Source organism: Aggregatibacter sp. Marseille-P9115, assembly GCF_920939465.1.
In the GTDB taxonomy this organism is placed as follows: Bacteria; Pseudomonadota; Gammaproteobacteria; order Enterobacterales; family Pasteurellaceae; genus Aggregatibacter; species Aggregatibacter segnis_B.
Map to the genome: position 1 here is coordinate 1,162,230 of NZ_OV100759.1, position 22,523 is coordinate 1,184,752.

Below are 22,523 nucleotides of genomic sequence, written 5' to 3' on the forward strand. Positions count from 1 at the left end.
AATACTTATTTTAGGGGGGGACTTGGTATGATTTTGTAACGTGTTTATATATCTAGCCATATAGTATAAAAAAAATCATTGTTGCCAATTGAAGAAAAAAATTATTTCACCGGATAATTACGCCATTTATGAGAGGCTGTCTTTGTTGGTGCTAAATTATGAACACTTAAGCCATTCTTCAATACTTCATCAATAGGTTCAATCGTTACTGCATAATACGATAAACGCCCTTTCCCGCCTTGTCTGCTTTTTTCTATCCAGCCTTTCACTTCAAGGCCTTTCAAGGCCCTACTTAATCGTTGGCGGCTAATATTCAGATCTTCATCGGCCTTATTGTATGGTAGTGCTAAATAACCGTTATTTGAGCCGTTATATTCGCCGTAAAGGTGTAGAAATACTTTCGTTTCTGTACCGGTTAAACTGCGAAAATGAGGGCTTTTAAGAATATCCTTTCTAATCCCCATAAAAGGGCTTGTACCTCTTCGCGCTTTCTTTTCTGCGTAACCCGTCATATAATAAACCCGTTCAATTTGATACTTAATCTTGCCTATGCCCATTATTGAAGAAAGCATAGGCATTTTTGTTTATGAATGGTGGCGTTCCCGTTCTGCCAGTGTTATCAATCGCCCTACTTTCAAAAGTCGGTGAACATCGCGCGCATTAATGCCTTGATTTCCACCATCAAGGGCTTGCGTAGTTTGTAATAGATTGATAATTTCAGCTTTCATCTTGTCGTACTTCCTGCCCGTAACTCATTATCTAAATCCTCTTTAGTTGCTCTTGTGCGATTTCAATCAAGCGTTCTGTGTTACCTAACTGCACATGAACAAGATTCCATATATCGGCTGGCGTCAGGTTGTCTTTAAGTTTTCTTCCTGCCACCATTGCGCCGCTAATTTCTCTCAGTTTGGCGATATATGCCCACGCCATTGTCAGCGTAGGCTTTTCTTGTTCTTCGTTGGTGGCTTGGTTTGTTTCTTGTTCAATTATTGCGCACCTCCTAAGTCCACCACCGGCAACGTTAAATAATCCCGCTCAGCTTTGGCTTCGTGGTGAATGGCTAGGGCTTCAATTTGTCGTTTTAGATCATCAATATCCATCAAAGCCAATGTGACCCTATCCAAAATCAGATCTAACACTTCCTCTTTGCTCTTGCTGATTCTTTCGCCGTGTTCATTCACTTGATAAATCGCACCGTTCAATCCTGCGTCTGCGATTTCGTAAATCTCGGCAATTTGAGCTTCAATGCTCCACAGTGTTGCTGTGCCGTGCTTTTGTGGTTGAGTTGGTGTGTTTGTGCTATTCATAGTTAAAGTCCCTCTATGCTTGTCTGATTGCGTTTTTGGCTTACTGCGTTTTCATGTAAAACATAAACACCTACGCGGTGAATTAAGCCGGTGTTGTCGGTTTCATCACGAAAGAACGTATCAATTAAATAACCTTGATTGCGCAATTCCTTAATGCGTGCTGGTGGAGAATAAACGCCCATTTGTCGCAATTCGTTTGTGCTGTGCGGGCGCTCTTTTAATCGCTCAATAGTGAATCGGCGTTGTTCGCCGGTGCTGGTGGTGGAAAGAAAAGGCATTTGATTCATTCGTTCCCCTCCCTATTAGTGCGCCTGTGCCGTTTCGCCATTTAGCCACGCCATCACATCGGCATATTTCCAACGGCTCATACGTCCTAATTTTTCAGGTGGTGCTAATAAGCCCTTTTTCACTTGCTGATAAATGAATGTGTGTGATACGCCGCCGGCAAGATTCTTTACTTCTGCCAGTGAACAACGTTTATTTGGATCGGTTTGTAGTTGAAGTGTCATTGCTTACCCCTTATGTTTATAAGTGAATATCAACCGCCATCAGTGGACGGCGTAGGGGTATTGTGGGAGGGTTTTACGGTGAATAAAATCACATCAACAGTAGATAAAATTCAATAACTGTTAAATAGTTTTATTGACTGTTGTTCGAATAATTTAGGCAATAAAAAAGCCGGTATAAACCGGCTATTTTTTCTTTCTTCTAGTTGGATTATATTTTGAAATCCATTGTTTTACTGTGGAATGTGATTTATCGGTAATTCTAGCATTTCTAATTCTTTCCGCCACCTCATCTAGCGAATAATTAGGGGAGTTCCCCCATATCCTAATAGCTTCATCTATTGCTTTTTGTTTATTAGGATTAGTTCGGTCTTGTTTAGCTCTATTTTGTTTTGCGACTGCATTTTTAGCTATACCTAATAAATTGAGTAAGCGTTCATACTTTACGACTAAGTGAGCAATTCTTAATATATTGTCTTTTTTAAACAACTCATCTTGCCCAGTCTCTCCGATATAAAGCAGAAAAGAAATAAGTTCAGTTTTAAAACTGAAAAGATCTATTTTTCTGCTTAGTTCATCCTCAAGCTCATTAAAATCTTCAAAAATATCTCTTCCGTAGAACGTTACCACATTGTCTAAAATACGCTTTAAGCTTTCCAATTTTTCATTAAACTTATTTTTACTTAAAAAGTAATCGTAGTTTTTTTCAGCCCAGCAAGTATTATCTTCCTCATCATAACATGCTTTGTATGGAAATTCGCTCATAAAAACGCCCCTATGCGTTGCCCTATTCATGAAAGGAAGTGCGACAAAATGAAAATAGGGTTTCATTCTTTCGGCTCGGGTAATTAATCCGCACCTAGTCGCACTTTGTTTGCTAGCCTGTTGAACTATTAGAAATTTTCTAATGGTTGAATTTTGTTCTAACTCTCTAAAATTGCCATATATTGCGCCAGTTTTTCCCGTTCATAACCGGCGATTAATTCCGCCAACATATCAACCTTGCCTGTACGGTGATAATCGTCAAAACAAGCGTAATATTTTGCTCGGTCGGTGAATTTAATATCTACCGGTAAAAGCCCGTGTTTCATTAATTCAAAATTCAATAGTAAACGCCCGGTGCGTCCGTTTCCGTCAATAAACGGGTGAATTGATTCAAAGGCTAAATGTAACCACGAGATCGATTCTATCCGGTGTTCTTGGTGGTGGCTTATTCGCTCATGATAGGTATCTATTAAACGCGCCATTTCTTCTGCTATGAAGTGCGGTTCTGTTGGTGAATTTTCTGCCCCAAGTATCTTCACAGGAATTTTCCGATATTGCCCTTTATGTTCGGCATTGCTCATTAATACCAATGAATGAAGTTCTTTTATTGTGCGTTCACTTAACTGCTCATCATCTGCCACCATTGAAAAGAGAAAATAAAATGCGTCTTTATAACCAATAACATCTAAATGCTCTCTTATTGGTTTTTCGGCAATGGTTACGCCATCATTTAAAATAAGCGCAGTTTCCCGCAAGGTAAGCGAGTTTCCCTCAATAGCGTTTGAGTTGTACGTTGTCTCAATAACAAATTCTTTACGCAACCGTGCTAGCTCCTCTCCGGTGAGTGGTCTCAAAGTGGAAAGGCGGCTTTTTAATTCATCACATTGCTGTAAAAGTGCGGTTAAATTTTTATTCATATTTCTGTGGCTTTACGGCATTTTACGTTGGTTTATTCTTTCATAAGGCAAGTGGTGTTTCAATACTGTCTGCAAGAAAAATCTGTATAAATAAACAGGTTTTCGACCGCTATAAAAAAGCAATTTAGCCGGAAGATGATGATGACTAGAAATTCAAAAAATAGGCAATCTCCGCGCGCTCTAAACCCCGTGGGAGTGCTATTCCCCTCAGGAGTACCTTTACTTAGTGGCGAATCAGTCTGCTTTATCTGACATCATGTTAAATCTTAATTTCGCGGTTATGAAAATTGAATTGAATGAGCGGTCTATTCTGCTGCCGGTGATAGAGATTTTATCGCCCCTGCCGCTTGCTTTTATTCTAAATAATCCTCAAAAAACAAAAAATAAAACGGGTTTAAATCGTCAAAAATGCCCTTTTACCCCTCAGTAACCACTTTAACCACTTGTGTAACCAATTCTAACTATTCTTTATTTTTTAATGACTTATAAGAAAATAAGTGGTTGAAGTGGCAAAGTGGTTAAGATTTGAAAAAAAACTCCCGCAACAGAATTAATTAATAAAAAACGGCAGCCTATAAAGACTACCGTTCGAGTGTAAAAAGAATGTGGGTTGATTGTTATTTCCCGACTATTGGAGAGGGAGCTAATGATTCCACATAATCCGCCCATGCTTGCAACATTTCCGCCCGCTGATTGATATAGTAAGCCTTGTTATATGTTCCTCTAATGGCGTTCTTATCCTTGTGTGATAGGGCTTTTTCAATCCAATCTGCGTTGTAGTTTTTGTCATTAAGTGAGGTGCTGAATAGGTGTCTAATACCGTGGGTTGTTAATCTCCCGTCGCCCATGCTCCGAATAATTGCCATGCGCAAGGCTTCAATGGTGATATGTCCACTCTTGGCAGTACTACTAGCAAAAACAAAGGCGCTGTTTAGATTAAGTGCGGTCTGAATTTCCCGCATTTTCTCAAAGATAGCCACAGCTTGACGGGAGAGGGTGACGATATGCAATCGCCCCTCCGGTAAATTCTTATTGCCTTTCTGTACTCGGTAGCTCCATGTCTGCGCTGTGGTGTCTATATCATCCCATTGCGCCCGTGCTATTTCGCTTGGTCTGCTTCCGGTTAACACTGCCAACATCACGGCATAGAACGACAATAGAGAAAATCTGCCGTCATCTCTTGCTTGATAGAATTTCGCTAAAAATTCCGCCAGCTCGTCCGGTTCTATGGTGTTCATGCCTTTTACACGCGGTTTATCAAATTCCCGTTGAATTTCGGCTAAGTTGTTGGTGGCAATCAAGCCACGGTGTAAGGCATAGCGCATTACATGATTCACGTTGTTTAGTATTTTTCTAACGGTCTCTAATTTTCCTGCGCGCTCTAATGGCTTGAAAGCATTAATGCCGATAAGTGCGGTCAGTTGGTCGATTGGATATTTGCCGATAGCGGGGAGAATATGCCGTTCAAATAAAGCCCATGTGTCTTTTGCGGTGCGCTCGGTGAAATTAGCTTTAAGCTGTCTATCCTTAAACCATGCTTCCGCCATGCGCTCAAAAGTGCGGTTCTGTTTGGCGGCGCTTTCTTGTTTAGCTTGGGCTTTGTAGGTGCGTGGGTCGATATTCTTTGCTAAGAGTTGCCGATATTCTTCACGCTTTGCCCGTGCTTGTGTCAATGTCATATCAGATAGTTTACCTAGGCTGATGTTGGTTCTTTTTTGGGTAAAAGGTTTGAAGTAATTAAAACGCCATATTTTCGCGCCGGTGGTGGTAAGTTCTAGAGATAATCTGTTGCTGTCTCTGAGTGGAAATTATCCGCTTTGGCAGTGCGAATTTCTTTGTCGGTTAAGGGTTTAATTATGCGTGCCATAAATTTTAGTACCATCAAAAACAGAAGAAGTCCTGTTAATTGCTGATTTCTAGTGAATTGATTTATAAGAACTAAATTGCGTTTTAGTACTATAATTTTTTGAGGTTTAGAGAGTTCTCAGGGAGTAAATTAGAAAAAAATAGTACTATCGGAAAAATATAGTACTAAAAATCGTTGCTAGTAGTTTATGTAGATTTACGATAAATTACAATAAAGCCTTTTAAATACTGGGTTTGTTTGGTCGATTGTTTATGTGGATTTATGCAGGATGACATGAATTGGCGGAAGATCGTAGGAGTTGAACCTACCCGAGACTGCTGGCAGCCTCAACAGGATTTGAAGTCCTGCCGCTTCACCGGAAACGACGATCTTCCTTTTCGAAATTGGTGCGAACTTTAGCGCAAAAGTCGGAGCGATTCAAGCTGAGTCGCAAAATAATAGCCTGAATTGATTAAATAAAAAGTGCGGTCAGAAAAATGATTAAATTTCTGACCGCACTTTTAGTTTTATAAGTTGAAATTAACGACGTGGTAAATAACGTGTCGGATCAACGGATTTTCCTTTGTAACGAATTTCAAAGTGAAGTTTTACATCGTTAGTGCCGGTGTTCCCCATTTTGGCAATTTGTTGGCCGGCTTTCACTTCTTGCTGATCTTTCACTAAGATGCTGTCGTTGTGGGCATAGGCACTGAGGAAATCATCGTTATGTTTGATGATGATAAGATTTCCGTAACCGCGGAGTGCGTTGCCGGCGTAAACGACACGTCCATCTGCCGCAGCGTTAACGGCTTGACCACGAGAACCTCCAATATCAATCCCTTTATTGCCACCATCGGAACTAGAGAAACCTTGAACGACATTACCACTTGTTGGCCAGCGCCAAGCAATGGTGGAGGCGAGCGGTGCATTGTCTTGTGGGATTGGTTGGCTTACCACGGGTTGGTTTTGAATTTGTACTGGTTGATTTACCGGTGTGGTATTTACCGGCGGTAAACCGCCTGCGGTGGCTTTTACCGGGCCGGTGATAGTGCCATCAGAACCATATTGTGTGCCATTTGCGCCCGGTGTGTAAGTAACGGTTGGTTCACTGCTCACCGGTTGTTGAACTGGCGTTTGTGGTTGTGGCGCAACAGCAGGTTGTGCCACGCTTTGAGAACGTCCGTTAGACACTTTCAAGGTTTGTCCTACGCTTAAATTGTAAGGTTCCTTCATATTATTTAAAGCCGCCAATTCTTTTACATCCAAACCGGAAATGTATGCGATAAGGAACATGGTATCGCCTTTGCGTACGGTGTAGGTGTTACCTTTGTAGAAACCTTTGTTAATTTGGCTGTAATCCGGTGCGTTGGTGGTTGGATTACGTGGAATCGTGAAATCCTGTGAGGTTTGTTGTGGTTTATTTTGCACTGCCGGCGTTGGTTGTGGTTTTTGTACCGGTTGTGGTTGATAAGTTGGTTGGAAATTCGGCTGTGGCGCAGATTGTGCCGGTGCTTGAGGCATTCGCGCATTCATACTGTTGGGTACGCTACTTTGTTGAATTTGCGGTTCCCATGTCGCATTCCCCCCCATAGATGGGCTATCAACCGGTTGCATCATGCCCGGTGATAACGTGCCGTCGGCACTTTCTACCGGGGCTGGAGAATCTGAGCTACAAGCTGTAAGAACAGCAAGGGTAATTGGTAAAAGTAAAAAGGATTTTTTCATGGAGGTATTCCTTATTGCATATTTGTTGGCATACGTTGTTGTTGAATTTCGGGCATCCAACTACCGCCTGCGATAGCGCCGGTGCCTTCTACCGGTTGCATGATGCCCGGTGGAAGTGAATTTTCGTCTTTGCGCGCGTCATCAGAAGAACAAGCCGCGAGAGTTAATATCATAGACAATAATAAAATTGATTTTTTCATTTTATAACCTTGATTAACGTAAAATAAAATAAGCGACAACGGCTAAAATCACCACCGACCAACCGATGACTTCAATGGATTTGCGCAGTTTAGCTGCAAATTTTTCGCCACCCCAAGCGGCTAATTTGGCGACCAATAAGAACCTTGCCGCACGGGAAATAAACGCGGTGATGACAAAGGGTAAAAATGCCATTTGCATCACGCCGGCACAAATGGTGAAAACCTTGTAAGGAATTGGTGAGAACCCAGCCACAAACACCACTAAAATGCCCCATTTTTCAAACCACTGAACGGCAGTTTGCCAATGTGCTTGATAGCCCCATTGGTTAATATAATGTTCTACAAAATCAAACGCATAATAACCCAGTGCATAGCCTATGATACCGCCCAACACGGAGGCGATCGCCGTAAACAAGGCAAATTTCACCGCACTTTGCGGTTTTGACATGGACATTGGGATAAGCATGACATCCGGCGGAATGGGGAAGAAAATTGCTTCGATAAAACTGACAAACGATAACCAAAATGGGGCGAAACGGTGTTTCGACCAAGCCATGGTTTTATCGTACATTGCGCCAAACAAATTCATTTCGTTTCCTTATCTTGAAGGGTGAAATTATTCACTTTCTAACCAATGTTGTAAAGCCTTCATTGAGTGGTGCGCCGTCATGTCCACTTGAATTGGCGTGATGGAGACATAGCCGTTTTTTACCGCATGAAAATCTGTACCTTCGCCCTCATATTCCGGCAATCCGCTCAGCCCGATCCAATAAATATCTTCGCCACGCGGGCTTTGTTGTTTAATGACTTCGGCGGAAGAAGAACGGTAACCCAAATGGCAGACTTTAATGCCTTTGAGCTCTTCATAAGGTACATCCGGCACATTAATATTAAGAATTTCGTGTTTGCCCAATAATTGAGAATGTAATTTAGGGACGAGTTCGCATACCACACTGGCTGCTGTTTCAAAATGTTGACGGCCGTCAAGAGACACCGCAATAGACGGCAAGCCAAGATGACGCCCTTCAAAGGCGGCAGCCACGGTACCAGAATACAATACATCGTCCCCCAAGTTTGCGCCGGCGTTAATGCCGGATACCACTAAATCGATGCGCCCGGAAAGAAAACCGTTGAGCGCAATGTGCACGCAATCGGCGGGCGTACCGTTAACGCAATAATCGCCACTTTCCAAATGTAACGGTTGTAATGGTTTCACTAAGGTTAACGAACTTGAGGCGGCACTGCGGTTGCTGTCAGGTGCGACGATGGTGACGTTGGCGATCTTGCGCAAGGCATCTGCCATGGCGCGAATGCCCGGCGCGTGAATGCCGTCGTCGTTACTCAATAAAATATTCATATTCTTCCTGTGTTTTAATTTTCGACATTGACCAATTCGCGAATGAGCGCAGTGGCATAACTGCCCGCCGGTAAGTCAAATTGAAGTCGCAAGCCGTTTGGTTCAAATTGCCATTGGAATTGCTGTGGCTGCATTAATATTGGGCGACGTGCCGCTTTCATACGTTCTTGGCGCATTAACGCGAATAACGCCTGATGTTGGGCGAAAATTTCATGTTCAAAATCCACCGCACTTTTCTCTTCTTCGCCGATAAGTGGCGCAGTGAGTAAAACATCTTGTTGTGCCAAACGCTGTTGCAGCTGCGCCAAATCTTCCCACTCGTCCACCACAAACCAGCTGTGCGAACCGTTAAGTTGCAAAACATCGCCGACCAAAATCTGCTGTGCCAAGTTCAATTCCATCCGTTTGGACACGATTAAATTGAAAATTTCGCTGCGTGCAGCAGAAAGATAGAAGCTACGTTTATTGCGATCTTTGATTTTAATTTCGCCGTTTGCCCAACGTAATGCTTGCGTTAAGTTATTACCATCACGGCCAAAACGTTGTTCGGTGAAATAATTTGGGAAACCGTTTTTTGCCAGAAAATCTAACCGCACTTTGAGTTCGTCGGTCTCTTCGGCATTGCGGAGTAAAATCTCAAAATGGTTGCCTTGTAGGCTACCGATACGAATTTTGCGTTGGTGGCGGGTGACTTCCAGAATTTCTACCCCTTCGAGGGAAAATTGACTGAAATCCGGTGTCGGTTGCCCGGGCATTTGCAGACTGAACCATTGCTCGGTAACAGCCTTGCGATCTTTCAAACCGGCGTAGCTCATATTGCGGGCAGAAATACCGGCAAATTTCGCCAGTTGCTCGCCCACAAACAAGGTGTTGCAATCGGTTTTTCGCACTTTCACGGCAACAAATTCACCATCGCCACTCATGTCGTAGCCGAGTTGTTCTTTCACCACAAAATCTGCACATTCCGCTTTTAAAAGTGCGGTCTGTTTTGGCGGTGTTTTTTGCAGATAGGCTAAGTCCATCATGGTTTGCGTACCAATAAGGCGACCGCTTCACAGGCAATGCCTTCACCGCGACCGGTAAAGCCAAGTTTTTCTGAGGTGGTGGCTTTGACATTCACTTGTTCGATGTCGACAGACAAATCCTGTGCGATCAGGGCACGCATAGCGTCAATATGCGGGCGCATTTTTGGTGCTTGGGCGATAATGGTGACATCCACGTTGCCTACGACATAGCCTTTTTCCTGTACTTGACGGTACGCCTCGCGCAATAACACGCGGCTGTCTGCGCCTTTGTATTGCATATCCGTGTCGGGGAACAGCTTGCCGATATCGCCTAAGGCCACCGCGCCAAGCAACGCATCAGTCAGTGCATGGAGCGCCACATCCCCGTCGGAATGAGCGATAAAGCCTTTGTCAAAGGGAATTTTGACGCCGCCGATAATGAGCGGATTGTCGGTGCCGAAAGCGTGAACGTCAAAACCATGGCCGATTCGTATCATGTTGTCTTCCTCATTAAATAAAATTCCGCCAACGCCAAATCTTCCGGGCGGGTGACTTTAATATTATCGCTACGCCCAGCCACCAAGTGCGGTCGAAATCCCGCGAGTTCCATGGCAGAGGCTTCGTCAGTCACGGCAAGCTGTTGCTGTTGTGCATGGATTAGCGCATTTCGTAACAACTCTGCGCGGAAAAATTGTGGCGTCTGCGCCAACCAAAGTTGGTTGCGATCTTCGGTGTGGGCAATTTGTTGTGAAGGCAGCGCACGCTTGATGGTATCCGTCGCCGGAATCGCCAAAATCGCGCCATTGTCATCATTAATTTCAAGCAATTTATCCAAATCGCCGTGGGTTAAACAAGGACGTGCCGCATCATGCACCATTACCCAAACATCCGTGCCGGCATTTTGTATTGCGTTTAATCCGTTTAACACCGAATCCGCACGGGTTGCCCCACCTTCGACCAACGTCATTTTTGGGTTTTGTGTCAGATTAAGTTGAGCAATGTAAGGATCGTCGGCAGCCACTGCCAACACGATTTGGCTGATATGTGGATAAGAAAGCAACACGTTTAAGGTGTGCTGCAAAATAGGTTGTCCGTGAATAGGAAGGTATTGTTTCGGTTTGTCCGCCTGCATCCGACTGCCAATGCCGGCCGCCGGCACAACGGCGATAATCTTGCGATTTGAGGTCATTATTTGTGTTCTTTGACGATGTGATAGAAAGTTTCGTTCGGTTTCACCATTTCATGCTGTAAACGGGCGCGTTCTTCAATGGCATCCACCCCTTCTTTTAAGTCTTTAATTTCTGCAGCAATGATTTGATTTCGTTGGGAAAGTTTTTCATTCTCCTGTTGATGGACGGCGATTTCTTTGGTGGTGTTTTTATAATCCCAATAGCCGTTTTTGCCGAACCAAAAATCGTATTGGAACAGCACCAAAACCGCGAATAATAAAGAGAGAAATAAGCGCATAAAAAACCGGTAAATCGAATCGAAAAAAATTGCGCCTAGTTTACCTTGAATTGCACCAAAATGCGATATTGCCCGCCCTGCGCCGAATAATTTCTTAAAAATTGAGGTGTATCGTAGTAAGATAAGGCAATTTTTAATAGCCTGTGAGGTGCCTATGAAACCCTATTTAATTGCTCCTTCCATTCTTTCTGCTGACTTAGCGCGTTTGGGTGAAGATGTGGAAAATGTCTTAAAGTGCGGTGGTGATGTCGTTCATTTTGATGTGATGGATAACCATTATGTCCCGAACTTAACTTTTGGTCCAGCCGTGTGCAAAGCCTTACGCGATTATGGTATTACTGCGCCGATTGATGTGCATTTGATGGTGAAGCCCGTAGATCGCATTATCCCCGATTTCGCTAAAGCCGGTGCCAGTTACATTACCTTCCATCCGGAAGCCTCTGAACATATCGACCGCACTTTGCAACTTATCCGTGATAACGGCTGTAAATCCGGTTTGGTGTTCAACCCGGCAACGCCGTTAAGCTATTTAGATTATGTGATGGACAAAGTGGATATTATTTTATTGATGTCGGTGAATCCGGGCTTTGGTGGACAATCTTTCATTCCAGCAACCTTAGAAAAACTGAAACAGGCAAGAAAACGCATTGATGAGAGCGGATTAGATATTCGTTTGGAAGTGGATGGCGGCGTGAAAGCGAGCAATATTGCGGAAATTGCCCGCGCCGGTGCGGATATGTTCGTTGCCGGTTCGGCGATTTTCGATCAACCGGATTACAAAAAAGTCATTGATGAAATGCGTCAACAGTTAGCTGCAGTAGGAAAATAAGCATGACAGGACAGTTTAAATTAATCGGTTTCGATTTAGATGGCACCTTGGTGGATAGCCTGCCTGATTTGGCGCTATCCGTGAATTCAGCGTTAGCAGAATTCGATTTGCCACAAGCGCCTGAAGCGTTGGTGCTCACTTGGATTGGCAACGGCGCGCAGATTTTAATTGCCCGCGCGTTAGAATGGGCAACAGCACAATCAGGCAAAACCTTGACAGACGCTCAAATTGCCACATTAAAGGAACGTTTTAATGTCTTTTACGGTGAAAACATCTGCAATCGCAGCCGTTTATTTCCTCACGTGAAAGAGACTTTGCAGAAACTTAAAGCCAAAGGCTATCGTTTGGCTGTGGTTACCAACAAACCGACCCAACATACCCGCCCCGTGTTGAAGGCTTTCGGCATTGAAGACTTATTCGATGAAGTGTTGGGCGGACAATCGTTACCGGCCATCAAACCGCACCCGGGCCCGCTATTCTATTTATGCGGCAAATTCGGTTTATACCCAAAACAAGTGCTGTTTGTCGGCGATTCCCGCAACGATATTATTGCCGCCCATAATGCTGGCTGTCCGGTAGTGGGGTTGACTTACGGTTACAACTACAATATTCCAATTTCCGAATCCCATCCGGATTGGGTGTTTGAGGATTTCGCGGACTTATTGACGCTTGTTTGATTGATTCTTTTGAATGGATGGCGCAAACGTCCACGTTTGTGCCTTTATTTAATTTTGGCTACAGCACAAGCGTGGACGCTTGCGCTATCAATAATAAGATTTAAAAATTAAGGATGTAAAAATGAGCAAACCTATTGTGTTCAGCGGCGTACAGCCATCAGGTGAATTGACTATCGGTAACTACCTCGGTGCGTTGCGTCAGTGGGTGAAAATGCAGGATGACTACGAATGCTTGTTCTGTATTGTGGATCAACATGCCATCACCGTGCGTCAAGACCCGGCAGCATTACGCAAAGCCACTTTGGACGTATTGGCGTTATATTTAGCCTGTGGCATCGACCCGGCAAAATCCACGATTTTCATTCAATCTCATGTGCCGGAACACGCACAGTTGGCTTGGGTATTAAATTGTTACACGTATTTCGGCGAAATGAGTCGCATGACCCAATTTAAAGATAAATCCGCCCGTTATGCGGAAAATATCAACGTCGGCTTGTTCACTTATCCGGTCTTAATGGCGGCAGACATTTTGCTTTACCAAGCCAACCAAGTGCCGGTAGGCGAAGATCAAAAACAACATTTGGAAATCACCCGCGACATCGCGCAACGTTTTAATGCGTTATACGGACCGCACTTTGCCGTGCCGGAAGTGTTTATCCCGAAAGCAGGCGCACGCGTGATGTCCTTGTTGGAGCCTGAAAAGAAAATGTCTAAATCGGACGAAAACCGCAACAACGTTATCGGCTTATTAGAAGACCCGAAAGCGGTTGCGAAGAAAATCAAACGCGCGGTAACCGACTCCGATGAGCCGCCGGTGATTCGTTATGACGTGAAAAATAAAGCGGGCGTGTCCAATCTGCTCGATATTCTCTCCGGCGTGAGCGGCAAAACCATTGCAGAACTTGAGCTGGAATTTGAAGGCAAAATGTATGGTCACTTGAAAGGTGCTGTTGCTGACGAAGTTTCTGCCATGTTGACTACGTTGCAAGAACGCTACCATCATTTCCGCAATAACGAGGAATTACTCCTCCAAATTGCTAAAGACGGTGCGGAAAAAGCCAAAGCACGTGCACAAGAAACGTTAGCGAAAGTGTATGACGCCATTGGGTTTATTGGTGCGAAGTAAGCTATTTCACATAAAAACAGAAGCGGCGTTAAAGCCGCTTTTTTATTTCAAGGGAAAAGCTAAAGGCAAACAAAAAGTGCGGTGAAAATCCATTGTAAATTTTGACCGCACTTTATAGAAAACAAATCGATTCATTAACTCATCTGCGTAAAGAAATCACGAATGCCCACCAACATATTGTTAATAGCAACCGCGGCTAAAATTAACCCCATCACCCGACTAATCACCGCTGCACCGGTGTTACCAATCCAGCGTTGAATGCGGTTGGCGGCGAGGAATAAAAGATAGGTAATCAACAACACAGAAAGCATGATTAAGGTTGTCATAGTTTGATCGAACAGGCTGAAACGATGGTTGTCGGTGAGCAACACAATCGCCATCATCGCGCCGGGCGAGGCAATAGACGGCACGGCTAACGGATAGACGGCCAGTTCGTTGAGATTGGATGAGAGTTTAATTTCTTGTTCCGGTTTGCCTTCGCCGAAAATCATGGTCAAGGCGAACAGCAATAACACCAAACCACCTGCAATTTGGAAGGCAGTGAGGGGAATTTGCATAGCTTCTAACAAGGCTTGTCCGGCGATGAGGAAGAAAATCAAAATACCGGCGGAAATCATGACCGCTTTTAAAGCGATTTTGCGGCGATCTTCCACTGAAAGGCCCACTGTTTTGGTTAAATAAACGGGAATAGAACCGATTGGATCGATGACCGCCCACAGCACCACGAATTGAACGACGAGAGAATCAAACATTGGCAACTCCGAGAAAAAAGTGGAAAATAACGCGTCTTTTTACAAATCAATATCTTATATTAAATTCATTATAAACCAATGCTTTTTTTCACAAATTTAACCCTAAAACGGGGCTTGACTACGCTCCTCGAAAACGCCAACGCCACCATTAATCCGGGACAAAAAGTCGGCCTGGTCGGCAAAAATGGTTGTGGCAAATCTTCCTTATTTGCGTTGCTTAAAAATGAAATGAGCGCCGAAGGCGGCGAGGTGTCTTTTCCGTCAACGTGGGCGTTGGCGTGGGTGAATCAAGAAACGCCTGCACTGGATTGTCGCGCCATTGATTATGTGATTCAGGGCGACCGTGAATATACTCGCCTGCAACAGGCGTTACAGCAAGCGAACGCGGACAACGACGGTAATGCGATTGCCACTTTGCATAACCAACTTGATGCCATTGATGCTTGGACGATTGAAGCACGCGCCGGCGAGTTGTTGCACGGTTTGGGGTTTTCTCAGGCGGAATTGGCGCAGCCGGTGAAGGCCTTTTCCGGTGGTTGGCGGATGCGGTTGAATTTGGCCCAAGCTTTGATTTGTCGCTCTGATTTATTATTGCTTGACGAACCCACCAACCACTTGGATTTAGACGCGGTGATTTGGTTGGAGCGTTGGTTAAAACAATATCCGGGGACATTGATTCTAATCTCTCACGATCGTGACTTTTTAGATCCGATTGTCGGCAAAATTCTGCATATTGAACAACAAAAACTCAATGAATACACGGGCGATTATTCTTCCTTTGAATTGCAACGGGCGACTAAATTGGCACAACAAAATGCCATGTATCGCCAGCAACAACTGAAAATCGATCACTTGCAGCGTTATATCGACCGTTTCAAAGCCAAAGCCACCAAGGCTAAACAGGCACAAAGCCGTATTAAGGCATTGGAACGCATGGAAAAAATTGCGCCGGCGTATGTGGATAATCCGTTTCATTTTGAATTTCGTGAACCGCTCTCCCTGCCAAGTCCTCTATTAATGATGGAAAACGCTTCTGCCGGTTATGGTTCGGGTGAAAGTGCGGTGGAAATTTTAAGTAAAATTAAACTGAATCTGGTGCCCGGTTCACGTATCGGGTTGCTCGGTAAAAATGGTGCAGGAAAATCTACCTTAATTAAATTATTGGCAGGCGAAATCCCCCCGACCGGCGGCACGATTCAATTGGCGAAAGGCGTGCAGTTAGGCTATTTCGCCCAGCACCAATTAGACACGTTACGCGCGGATGAAAGCGCCTTGTGGCATTTGCAAAAAATAGCGCCTCAACAAACGGAGCAACAACTGCGCGATTATTTAGGTGGCTTTGCTTTTCATGGCGACAAAGTGAATCAGCCGGTGGCGTCTTTTTCCGGTGGCGAAAAAGCGCGTTTGGTGTTGGCACTTATTGTGTGGCAACGCCCGAACTTACTGTTGCTAGATGAACCGACCAACCATTTGGATTTGGATATGCGTCAGGCGCTGACCGAAGCGTTGGTGGATTATCAAGGTTCTTTGGTATTGGTATCGCACGATCGCCATTTGTTGCGCAATACCGTGGATGAATTCTATTTGGTGCATGATAAGCAAGTGGAAGAATTTAAAGGGGATTTGGCGGATTATCAGAAGTGGCTGAACGAGCAGAATGCACAACCACCAGAGATAAAAGCACAAAATGAGTTGAGTGAAAATGAAAATTCTGCTGCCAACCGTAAAGAGCAAAAACGTAAAGAAGCGGAACTTCGCCAACAACTTGCGCCATTACGTAAACAAGCAACGCAGCTGGAAACTCAAATGGAAAAACTGGGGGCTAAATTACAGCAGATTGAAACGGATTTGGCGGATCCGAGTTTGTACGACGTAGAAATGAAAGCAAAACTGACCGCACTTTTAGCCGAGCAGGTGCAGGTGAAAAAGCAGCTGGAAGAGGTAGAAGTTGACTGGTTGGCACTGCAAGAAAGCATAGAAGACATCATGTCTCAAGCAGAATAAAACGAAAAATAATTGTGTTTTGGAAGCGGTGTCACATTATTTTTAAAAAGATCAAAATTTCACTTGATACTGTATATTGATACAGTTATTATAAGTGAGAATGTTGATAATGATTTTCCCGAGGTAAAAAATGGCAACTCAAGAAGAAAAACAAAAAGCGCTCGAAGCCGCGTTAGGTCAAATCGAAAAACAATTTGGTAAAGGCGCCATCATGAAATTAGGCGACAGCCAAAAATTGGATATTGAAGCGATTTCCACCGGTTCCTTCGGTCTTGACTTAGCGTTAGGGATCGGCGGTTTGCCAATGGGACGTATCGTTGAAATTTTTGGCCCGGAATCTTCTGGTAAAACCACTTTGACGCTTTCTGTGATCGCTGAAGCGCAAAAAGCGGGTAAAACCTGTGCCTTTATCGATGCGGAACATGCCTTAGACCCAATTTATGCCTCTAAACTGGGCGTGGATGTGAAAGAGTTGTTGGTTTCTCAACCGGATAACGGTGAGCAAGCGTTAGAAATCTGTGATGCCTTAGTGCGTTCCGGCGCGGTGGATGTGATTATTGTTGACTCCGTTGCAGCTTTAACGCCGAAAGCAGAAATTGAAGGCGATATGGGTGATTCTCATGTGGGCTTGCAAGCGCGTCTTATGTCTCAAGCATTGCGTAAATTGACCGGACAAATTAAAAATGCCAACTGTTTAGTGATTTTCATCAACCAAATCCGTATGAAGATCGGCGTGATGTTTGGTAACCCGGAAACCACTACCGGTGGTAATGCACTGAAATTCTATGCCTCTGTGCGTTTGGATATTCGCCGTGTCGGTTCAATTAAAGAAGGCGATGAGGTCATTGGTAATGAAACGCGCGTGAAAGTGGTGAAAAACAAAGTCGCACCGCCATTCCGTCAAGTGGATTTCCAAATTCTGTACGGCGAAGGGATTTCTAAAGAAAGCGAATTGATTGATCTTGGTGTAAAACACAAGCTCATCAGTAAGGCCGGCGCATGGTATGCTTATGAAAACGAGAAAATCGGTCAGGGCAAAACCAATGCAATGAAATGGTTAAAAGAGAATCCAGAACAAGCGAAATTAATTGAAAGCACCTTACGTGATGAGTTGTTAGCGCATCCAGAAACGGCCATTACCGCCGACGTTGAAGACGAAGCCGGTGACGCTGATTTCGAATAAAATGAGTGATGTAAAAAAGTGCGGTCATTTTTGACCGCACTTTTTCTATCTGTTTTTAACCATAATCACAAGTGACACAATATGTCCTCCCTTGCTCTTAATTATGTGATGAATTTACTTTCTCGCCGTGAATACAGCGAATTTGAACTGCGTTGTAAAATGCAGGAAAAAGCTTTTTCTGAGGAAGACATTGATCAGGCTATCGCGAATTGCCAGCAAAAAAACTGGCAAAGTGATCAACGTTTTACTGAAAGTTATTTGAATAGCCGTTCTCAACGAGGTTATGGCACTAATCGAATCAAACAAGAATTGCGTCAATTAAAAGGGATTGAAAGCGCCACCATTGAAGCGGTTGTCCGTGAATGCGATATTGATTGGTCGGCATTGGCGTTAAATGTGTTACGCAAAAAGTTTCCTGATTATAAGGAAAAGCAACCGCCGAAAATGCGCCAAAAAATTTGGCAATACATGCTGTCACATGGTTTTACTCAAGAGGATTTTGCGGATTATGTTGGGTCTGACCCGAGCGAGTTTGATTAGTGTTGTATGGTAACTGACATGTTATCGATTTCAACGTAGAATAGCGTTCCACAAAATCATCAGTTAGGAGAAAAAATGACGAAAGTAGTTCATACAGAGAAGGCGCCGGCTGCTATCGGGCCTTATGTACAAGCCGTTGATTTAGGCAATTTAGTGCTGACTTCTGGACAAATTCCGGTCAATCCGGCAACCGGTGAAGTGCCGAAAGACATTGTGGCACAAGCTCGTCAGTCTTTGGAAAATGTGAAAGCGATCATTGAACAAGCCGGACTCACTGTTGCAGATATTGTGAAAACGACGGTATTCGTGAAAGATTTAAACGATTTTGCGGCAGTCAATGGCGAATATGAGCGTTTCTTCAAAGAAAATCATCACTCGAGTTTTCCTGCGCGTTCTTGCGTGGAAGTAGCCCGCCTGCCGAAAGATGTTGGCTTAGAAATTGAGGCTATTGCCGTAAGGGCGTAGTTTTGTTCACGGATGTGTTTATAAAAAATCCCGCAAGTGAGTTTGCGGGATTTTTTATGTTTTACGTTGCGTTACGGCAATAAGCTTTCTAATTGCCACAATTCGTTTAAAGCCTCGCGACGGCGGATAAGATACGCTTTATCGCCATCCACCATCACTTCCGCTGTTCTTGGGCGAGAGTTATAGTTGGAAGACATACTTGCACCGTAGGCACCGGCAGATCGTTGGGCTAAATAATCTCCTTCCGCAATGGCAAGTTTGCGTTGTTTGCCGAGGAAATCGGAAGTTTCGCAAATTGGGCCGACCACATCATAGATTTTTTCTTCACGCGCTAAAGTGCGGTCGATTTCCAGAATGTTCATGTAGGCTTGATAAAGCGCCGGGCGAATCATGTCGTTCATGCCGGCATCCACAATGGCAAAATTACGGCTTTCATTGGATTTTAAATACTCTACTTTGGTGACTAAAATACCCGCATTGGCGGTAATGGCGCGACCCGGTTCGACGATGATTTCTAGCTCACTGAACGCACTCAATTTTTCCCACAATGCTTTGGCATATTCTGTCGGATGTGGCGGTGCTTCATCAGTGTAAGTCACGCCTAAGCCGCCGCCTAAGTCTAAGTGTTTTAAATGAATGCCATCTTGTTTTAATTGTTCCATGAGCACAATTAAGCGATCTACGGCATCTAAAAAGGGTTGTAATTCAGTGAGTTGTGAGCCGATGTGACAATCCATGCCGACAATTTTAATATTTGGTAAGGTGGCGGCTAATTTATAGACTTCTCGAGCCTGTTCAACACTTATGCCGAATTTATTTTCTTTCAAACCGGTGGAGATATAAGGGTGGGTATGAGCATCCACATCCGGATTTACGCGCAATGAAATCGGGGCGATTTTGCCCATATCACCGGCGATTTGGTTAATGCGCAACAATTCTGCTTCCGACTCCACGTTGAAACAACGAATATTGACTTCTAAGGCACGAGCGATTTCTTGGTGAGATTTTGCGACGCCGGAAAAGACCACTTTGGCCGCGTCACCGCCGGCGGCAAGGACTCGTTCCAATTCCCCTTGGGACACAATGTCAAAGCCTGATCCTAATTTTGCCATTACGTTTAAAATCGCAATATTCGGGTTGGATTTCACCGCAAAACACACCAAGTGCGGATGCTCATCGAAAGCGTTATTAAATGCGTGCCAATGGCGTTCAAGGGTGGCTCGGGAATAAACATACAACGGCGTACCAAATTGTTCGGCCAATTGTTTGACCGGCAGATTTTCCGCCATGAGTTGATTGTTTTTATATTGGAAAAAGTCCATAAGGTTGCCTATAAAAAGTTATTTGCTTGTTTTCTGAGCGCTGTCTTGTTCAGGAAAATATAATGGGCCTTTGACGCCGCAGCCGGTACTTAGCGCACACAATGTGATGAGTAAAAATACGGAAATCAGTTTTTTCATTGGTTGCTCCTTGTGCTCAAATTAGACTGTTCTTTTTACCACTAAATCCGGCTTTGTGCTATCACAACGCACAGAAAATCTTTATAATTTCCGCCCTACTGTCATTTATTGGAGTGATTTTATGAATATCGTCGAGTTTCATCAGAAAATCGAGCAAATTTGGGATGAAATTGAAGAGCAACTGGAAGCGCACGATTGTGATGCCGATTGTGAACGCCAAGGTTCCGTGTTCACGATTACGCTTGGCGATCGCAGTCAAATTGTGATCAACAAACAAGAACCGTTGTTGGAATTATGGTTGGCGAGCCACAATGGCGGTTTCCATTTTTCCTATAAAAATGAACGTTGGGTCAGCAACGACGGCTTGGATTTTTGGCAAGCCCTAACCGAAGCGCTTGCTAAACATGGTGAGCAGGTGCAGCTCGGTTAATGAATCACCTTCCCCCATCCAAATCTACCAAAAGTGCGGTGGATTTTCTCGATAAATCGTCGGCAAAATCCACCGCACTTTATGCGACGGCAAAGAATGTGTTGCATTCGGTGTTCGGCTATCAAGCTTTCCGCAAAGGGCAAGAGGAAATTATCCAGGCGGCGCTGAACGGTCAGGACTGTTTGGTCATCATGGCGACGGGCACGGGAAAATCCTTGTGCTATCAAATTCCTGCGTTATGTTTTGACGGTATGACTTTGGTGGTGTCGCCGTTGATTTCGCTGATGAAAGACCAAGTGGATCAGCTACGCGCCAGTGGCGTAGAAGCGGATTATTTAAACTCCTCGCAAACCTTTGAAGAACAGCAACAGGTGCAAAATAGGGCGATTTCCGGGCAGTTAAAATTATTGTATTTGTCCCCGGAAAAAGTCATGACCAACAGCTTTTTCCAATTTATTTCTTTATGTCAGGTGAGCTTTATCGCCATTGATGAGGCGCACTGTATTTCCCAATGGGGGCATGATTTTCGCCCTGAATATACCCAACTTGGCGGCTTAAAAGGCAGTTTCCCGAATGTGCCCATTATGGCGCTCACTGCAACGGCAGACCCCACAACACAACAAGATATTCTGCAAAATCTCCGCCTAAATCGACCGTACTTTCATGTGGGGAGTTTCGATCGCCCGAATATTCGTTATACCTTGGTGGAAAAATTTAAGCCGATGGAGCAGCTTTGCCGTTTTGTGGTGGCACAGAAAGGCAAAAGTGGCATTGTGTATTGCAACAGCCGCAACAAAGTGGAACGCATTGCGGAAACCCTGTGCAACAAAGGTGTGCGGGCAGCGGCGTATCATGCGGGGATGGAAAATAGCTTACGGGAAAAAGTGCAACGGGATTTTCAGCGGGACAACATTCAAGTGGTGGTGGCGACGATCGCCTTCGGCATGGGGATCAACAAATCCAACGTGCGCTTTGTGGCGCATTTTGATTTGCCGCGTAGCATTGAATCCTACTATCAAGAAACCGGCCGAGCAGGGCGTGACGATTTGCCGGCAGAAGCGGTGCTATTTTACGATCCGGCGGATTATGTGTGGTTGAACAAAATGCTCATGGAAAAGCCGGAAACGCCACAACGTCAAATCGAACAGCATAAATTGCAAGCCATTGGCGAATTTGCCGAGAGCCAAACCTGTCGCCGTTTAGTTTTATTAAATTATTTCGGCGAACATCGTCAAACAGCCTGTCAAAATTGCGATATTTGTCTCGATCCACCGAAAAAATACGATGGGTTGTTGGACGCGCAAAAAATCATGTCGGCGATTTATCGTACCGGTCAATGTTATGGTGCTCATTATGTCATTGCCGTCTTGCGTGGCATGAATAACCAGAAAATTCGTGACCAGCAGCACGACCAACTGAGTGTGTATGGCATTGGCAAAGAACACAGCACGGAATACTGGCAGTCCGTGTTGCGTCAGCTCATTCATTTGGGCTTAGTGCGCCAAATGATCAGTGAATATGGCAATACGTTACAGCTCACAGAAAACGCCAAGCCGATTTTGCGTGGCGAAATCCCGTTGGAGTTGGCAACGCCACGTCTGTCATCTATCGTCACTACTGCGATGATGCACAAAAGTGCGGTCGGTTCTTACGACAAAGATTTATTTGCACGTTTGCGCTTCCTGCGTAAGCAAATTGCCGATAAGGAAAATATTCCGCCATATATCGTGTTTAACGATGCGACTTTGCAAGAAATGGCGCAATACCAACCGGTCAGCAATATTGAGATGTTACAAATTAACGGTGTCGGTACGATTAAATTGGAGCGTTTCGGACAAGCGTTTCTGGCTTTAATCCGCGAACATAAAAATGCCCGCGCAACCGAATAAGTCTAAGTACCGTTTAAGTGCAGTTATGTTTAGCTAATTGCACAAAATTTTGCTATAATCCCGCCCAATTTTTT

28 protein-coding genes and 1 tRNA gene are annotated in these 22,523 nt (G+C 44.4%); 9 read left to right on the forward strand and 20 right to left on the reverse strand.

Annotated features, from left to right (window positions below; all coding sequences use genetic code 11):
• Nucleotides 1–101 precede the first annotated feature (101 nt).
• The 17 genes from LQ983_RS05545 to ftsB form a co-directional block, all read right to left on the reverse strand.
• Nucleotides 102–578: a helix-turn-helix domain-containing protein gene (locus LQ983_RS05545; protein ID WP_230621911.1), complete on the reverse strand. Its 477-nt coding sequence runs from the start codon at nt 576–578 to the stop codon at nt 102–104.
• Nucleotides 579–584: 6 nt separating this feature from the next.
• Nucleotides 585–728: a hypothetical protein gene (locus LQ983_RS05550; RefSeq protein WP_230621912.1), complete on the reverse strand. Its 144-nt coding sequence runs from the start codon at nt 726–728 to the stop codon at nt 585–587.
• Between the two features lie 258 nt (nt 729–986).
• Nucleotides 987–1,307, reverse strand: coding sequence for a hypothetical protein (locus LQ983_RS05555; protein WP_230621913.1), 321 nt, complete (start codon nt 1,305–1,307; stop codon nt 987–989).
• 2 nt (nt 1,308–1,309) lie between these two features.
• Nucleotides 1,310–1,585 carry a helix-turn-helix domain-containing protein gene (locus LQ983_RS05560; protein WP_230622613.1) on the reverse strand — a complete coding sequence of 92 codons (276 nt, stop codon included), beginning with the start codon at nt 1,583–1,585 and terminating at the stop codon, nt 1,310–1,312.
• 24 nt (nt 1,586–1,609) lie between these two features.
• A complete protein-coding gene (locus LQ983_RS05565; RefSeq protein ID WP_111303810.1) occupies nt 1,610–1,816 on the reverse strand; it encodes an AlpA family transcriptional regulator in 207 nt (68 codons plus the stop codon).
• 183 nt (nt 1,817–1,999) lie between these two features.
• A complete protein-coding gene (locus LQ983_RS05570; RefSeq protein ID WP_230621914.1) occupies nt 2,000–2,578 on the reverse strand; it encodes a hypothetical protein in 579 nt (192 codons plus the stop codon).
• A gap of 158 nt (nt 2,579–2,736) precedes the next feature.
• The gene (locus tag LQ983_RS05575) at nt 2,737–3,495 is read right to left on the reverse strand and encodes a Fic family protein (protein ID WP_230621915.1); all 759 of its coding nucleotides are present in this window, start codon (nt 3,493–3,495) and stop codon (nt 2,737–2,739) included.
• Between the two features lie 617 nt (nt 3,496–4,112).
• Entirely contained in the window at nt 4,113–5,246 is a 1,134-nt protein-coding gene (locus LQ983_RS05580) for a tyrosine-type recombinase/integrase (RefSeq protein ID WP_370636680.1), read from the reverse strand.
• Nucleotides 5,247–5,641: 395 nt separating this feature from the next.
• Nucleotides 5,642–5,736, reverse strand: a tRNA-Sec gene (locus LQ983_RS05585).
• A 145-nt stretch (nt 5,737–5,881) separates the two neighbouring features.
• Nucleotides 5,882–7,066 carry a murein hydrolase activator NlpD gene (nlpD, locus tag LQ983_RS05590; protein ID WP_230621916.1) on the reverse strand — a complete coding sequence of 395 codons (1,185 nt, stop codon included), beginning with the start codon at nt 7,064–7,066 and terminating at the stop codon, nt 5,882–5,884.
• 11 nt (nt 7,067–7,077) lie between these two features.
• Nucleotides 7,078–7,266 (reverse strand): lipoprotein, encoded by a 189-nt coding sequence (locus tag LQ983_RS05595; protein WP_230621917.1) that lies wholly within the window; start codon nt 7,264–7,266, stop codon nt 7,078–7,080.
• A gap of 13 nt (nt 7,267–7,279) precedes the next feature.
• A complete protein-coding gene (locus LQ983_RS05600; protein ID WP_230621918.1) occupies nt 7,280–7,855 on the reverse strand; it encodes a YqaA family protein in 576 nt (191 codons plus the stop codon).
• Between the two features lie 27 nt (nt 7,856–7,882).
• A complete protein-coding gene (surE, locus tag LQ983_RS05605) occupies nt 7,883–8,623 on the reverse strand; it encodes a 5'/3'-nucleotidase SurE (protein ID WP_230621919.1) in 741 nt (246 codons plus the stop codon).
• Between the two features lie 14 nt (nt 8,624–8,637).
• Nucleotides 8,638–9,648 carry a tRNA pseudouridine(13) synthase TruD gene (truD, locus tag LQ983_RS05610; RefSeq protein ID WP_230621920.1) on the reverse strand — a complete coding sequence of 337 codons (1,011 nt, stop codon included), beginning with the start codon at nt 9,646–9,648 and terminating at the stop codon, nt 8,638–8,640.
• On the reverse strand, nt 9,645–10,124 hold the full coding sequence (ispF, locus tag LQ983_RS05615; RefSeq protein WP_230621921.1) for a 2-C-methyl-D-erythritol 2,4-cyclodiphosphate synthase: 480 nt from the start codon (nt 10,122–10,124) through the stop codon (nt 9,645–9,647). The genes truD and ispF overlap by 4 nt, the downstream gene beginning before the upstream one ends.
• Nucleotides 10,121–10,816 carry a 2-C-methyl-D-erythritol 4-phosphate cytidylyltransferase gene (gene ispD / locus LQ983_RS05620; protein WP_230621922.1) on the reverse strand — a complete coding sequence of 232 codons (696 nt, stop codon included), beginning with the start codon at nt 10,814–10,816 and terminating at the stop codon, nt 10,121–10,123. The genes ispF and ispD overlap by 4 nt, the downstream gene beginning before the upstream one ends.
• Entirely contained in the window at nt 10,816–11,094 is a 279-nt protein-coding gene (gene ftsB / locus LQ983_RS05625) for a cell division protein FtsB (RefSeq protein ID WP_032998222.1), read from the reverse strand. The genes ispD and ftsB overlap by 1 nt, the downstream gene beginning before the upstream one ends.
• A gap of 154 nt (nt 11,095–11,248) precedes the next feature.
• On the opposite strand from ftsB, the gene rpe reads away from it, so the two are divergent.
• From rpe to trpS, 3 genes are all read left to right on the forward strand, one after another.
• On the forward strand, nt 11,249–11,923 hold the full coding sequence (rpe, locus tag LQ983_RS05630; RefSeq protein WP_230621923.1) for a ribulose-phosphate 3-epimerase: 675 nt from the start codon (nt 11,249–11,251) through the stop codon (nt 11,921–11,923).
• Nucleotides 11,924–11,925: 2 nt separating this feature from the next.
• Complete coding sequence (locus tag LQ983_RS05635; protein WP_230621924.1) at nt 11,926–12,600, forward strand: phosphoglycolate phosphatase; 675 nt, start codon at nt 11,926–11,928, stop codon at nt 12,598–12,600.
• 121 nt (nt 12,601–12,721) lie between these two features.
• Complete coding sequence (trpS, locus tag LQ983_RS05640; protein ID WP_006719860.1) at nt 12,722–13,726, forward strand: tryptophan--tRNA ligase; 1,005 nt, start codon at nt 12,722–12,724, stop codon at nt 13,724–13,726.
• Nucleotides 13,727–13,860: 134 nt separating this feature from the next.
• Here trpS and LQ983_RS05645 read toward each other — a convergent pair whose 3' ends face one another.
• Nucleotides 13,861–14,478 (reverse strand): MarC family protein, encoded by a 618-nt coding sequence (locus LQ983_RS05645; protein ID WP_048749193.1) that lies wholly within the window; start codon nt 14,476–14,478, stop codon nt 13,861–13,863.
• Nucleotides 14,479–14,556: 78 nt separating this feature from the next.
• Between LQ983_RS05645 and LQ983_RS05650 the strand changes: the two genes are divergently transcribed.
• The 4 genes from LQ983_RS05650 (at nt 14,557) to LQ983_RS05665 (ending at nt 18,670) form a co-directional block, all read left to right on the forward strand.
• Entirely contained in the window at nt 14,557–16,482 is a 1,926-nt protein-coding gene (locus tag LQ983_RS05650; protein ID WP_230621925.1) for an ABC transporter ATP-binding protein, read from the forward strand.
• Nucleotides 16,483–16,612: 130 nt separating this feature from the next.
• On the forward strand, nt 16,613–17,665 hold the full coding sequence (recA, locus tag LQ983_RS05655) for a recombinase RecA (RefSeq protein ID WP_230621926.1): 1,053 nt from the start codon (nt 16,613–16,615) through the stop codon (nt 17,663–17,665).
• Between the two features lie 81 nt (nt 17,666–17,746).
• On the forward strand, nt 17,747–18,205 hold the full coding sequence (recX, locus tag LQ983_RS05660; protein WP_230621927.1) for a recombination regulator RecX: 459 nt from the start codon (nt 17,747–17,749) through the stop codon (nt 18,203–18,205).
• A gap of 75 nt (nt 18,206–18,280) precedes the next feature.
• The gene (locus LQ983_RS05665) at nt 18,281–18,670 is read left to right on the forward strand and encodes a RidA family protein (RefSeq protein ID WP_230621928.1); all 390 of its coding nucleotides are present in this window, start codon (nt 18,281–18,283) and stop codon (nt 18,668–18,670) included.
• Between the two features lie 71 nt (nt 18,671–18,741).
• Here LQ983_RS05665 and lysA read toward each other — a convergent pair whose 3' ends face one another.
• Both lysA and LQ983_RS05675 read right to left on the reverse strand, forming a co-directional pair.
• Entirely contained in the window at nt 18,742–19,992 is a 1,251-nt protein-coding gene (gene lysA / locus LQ983_RS05670) for a diaminopimelate decarboxylase (protein WP_230621929.1), read from the reverse strand.
• An 18-nt stretch (nt 19,993–20,010) separates the two neighbouring features.
• Nucleotides 20,011–20,130 (reverse strand): lipoprotein, encoded by a 120-nt coding sequence (locus LQ983_RS05675; protein ID WP_230621930.1) that lies wholly within the window; start codon nt 20,128–20,130, stop codon nt 20,011–20,013.
• A gap of 121 nt (nt 20,131–20,251) precedes the next feature.
• Here LQ983_RS05675 and cyaY point away from each other — a divergent pair, with 121 nt between their 5' ends.
• Both cyaY and recQ read left to right on the forward strand, forming a co-directional pair.
• Nucleotides 20,252–20,560 (forward strand): iron donor protein CyaY, encoded by a 309-nt coding sequence (gene cyaY, locus LQ983_RS05680; protein ID WP_230621931.1) that lies wholly within the window; start codon nt 20,252–20,254, stop codon nt 20,558–20,560.
• A complete protein-coding gene (gene recQ / locus LQ983_RS05685; protein ID WP_230621932.1) occupies nt 20,560–22,449 on the forward strand; it encodes a DNA helicase RecQ in 1,890 nt (629 codons plus the stop codon). Before cyaY ends, recQ begins: the two co-directional genes overlap by 1 nt.
• Nucleotides 22,450–22,523 lie beyond the last annotated feature (74 nt).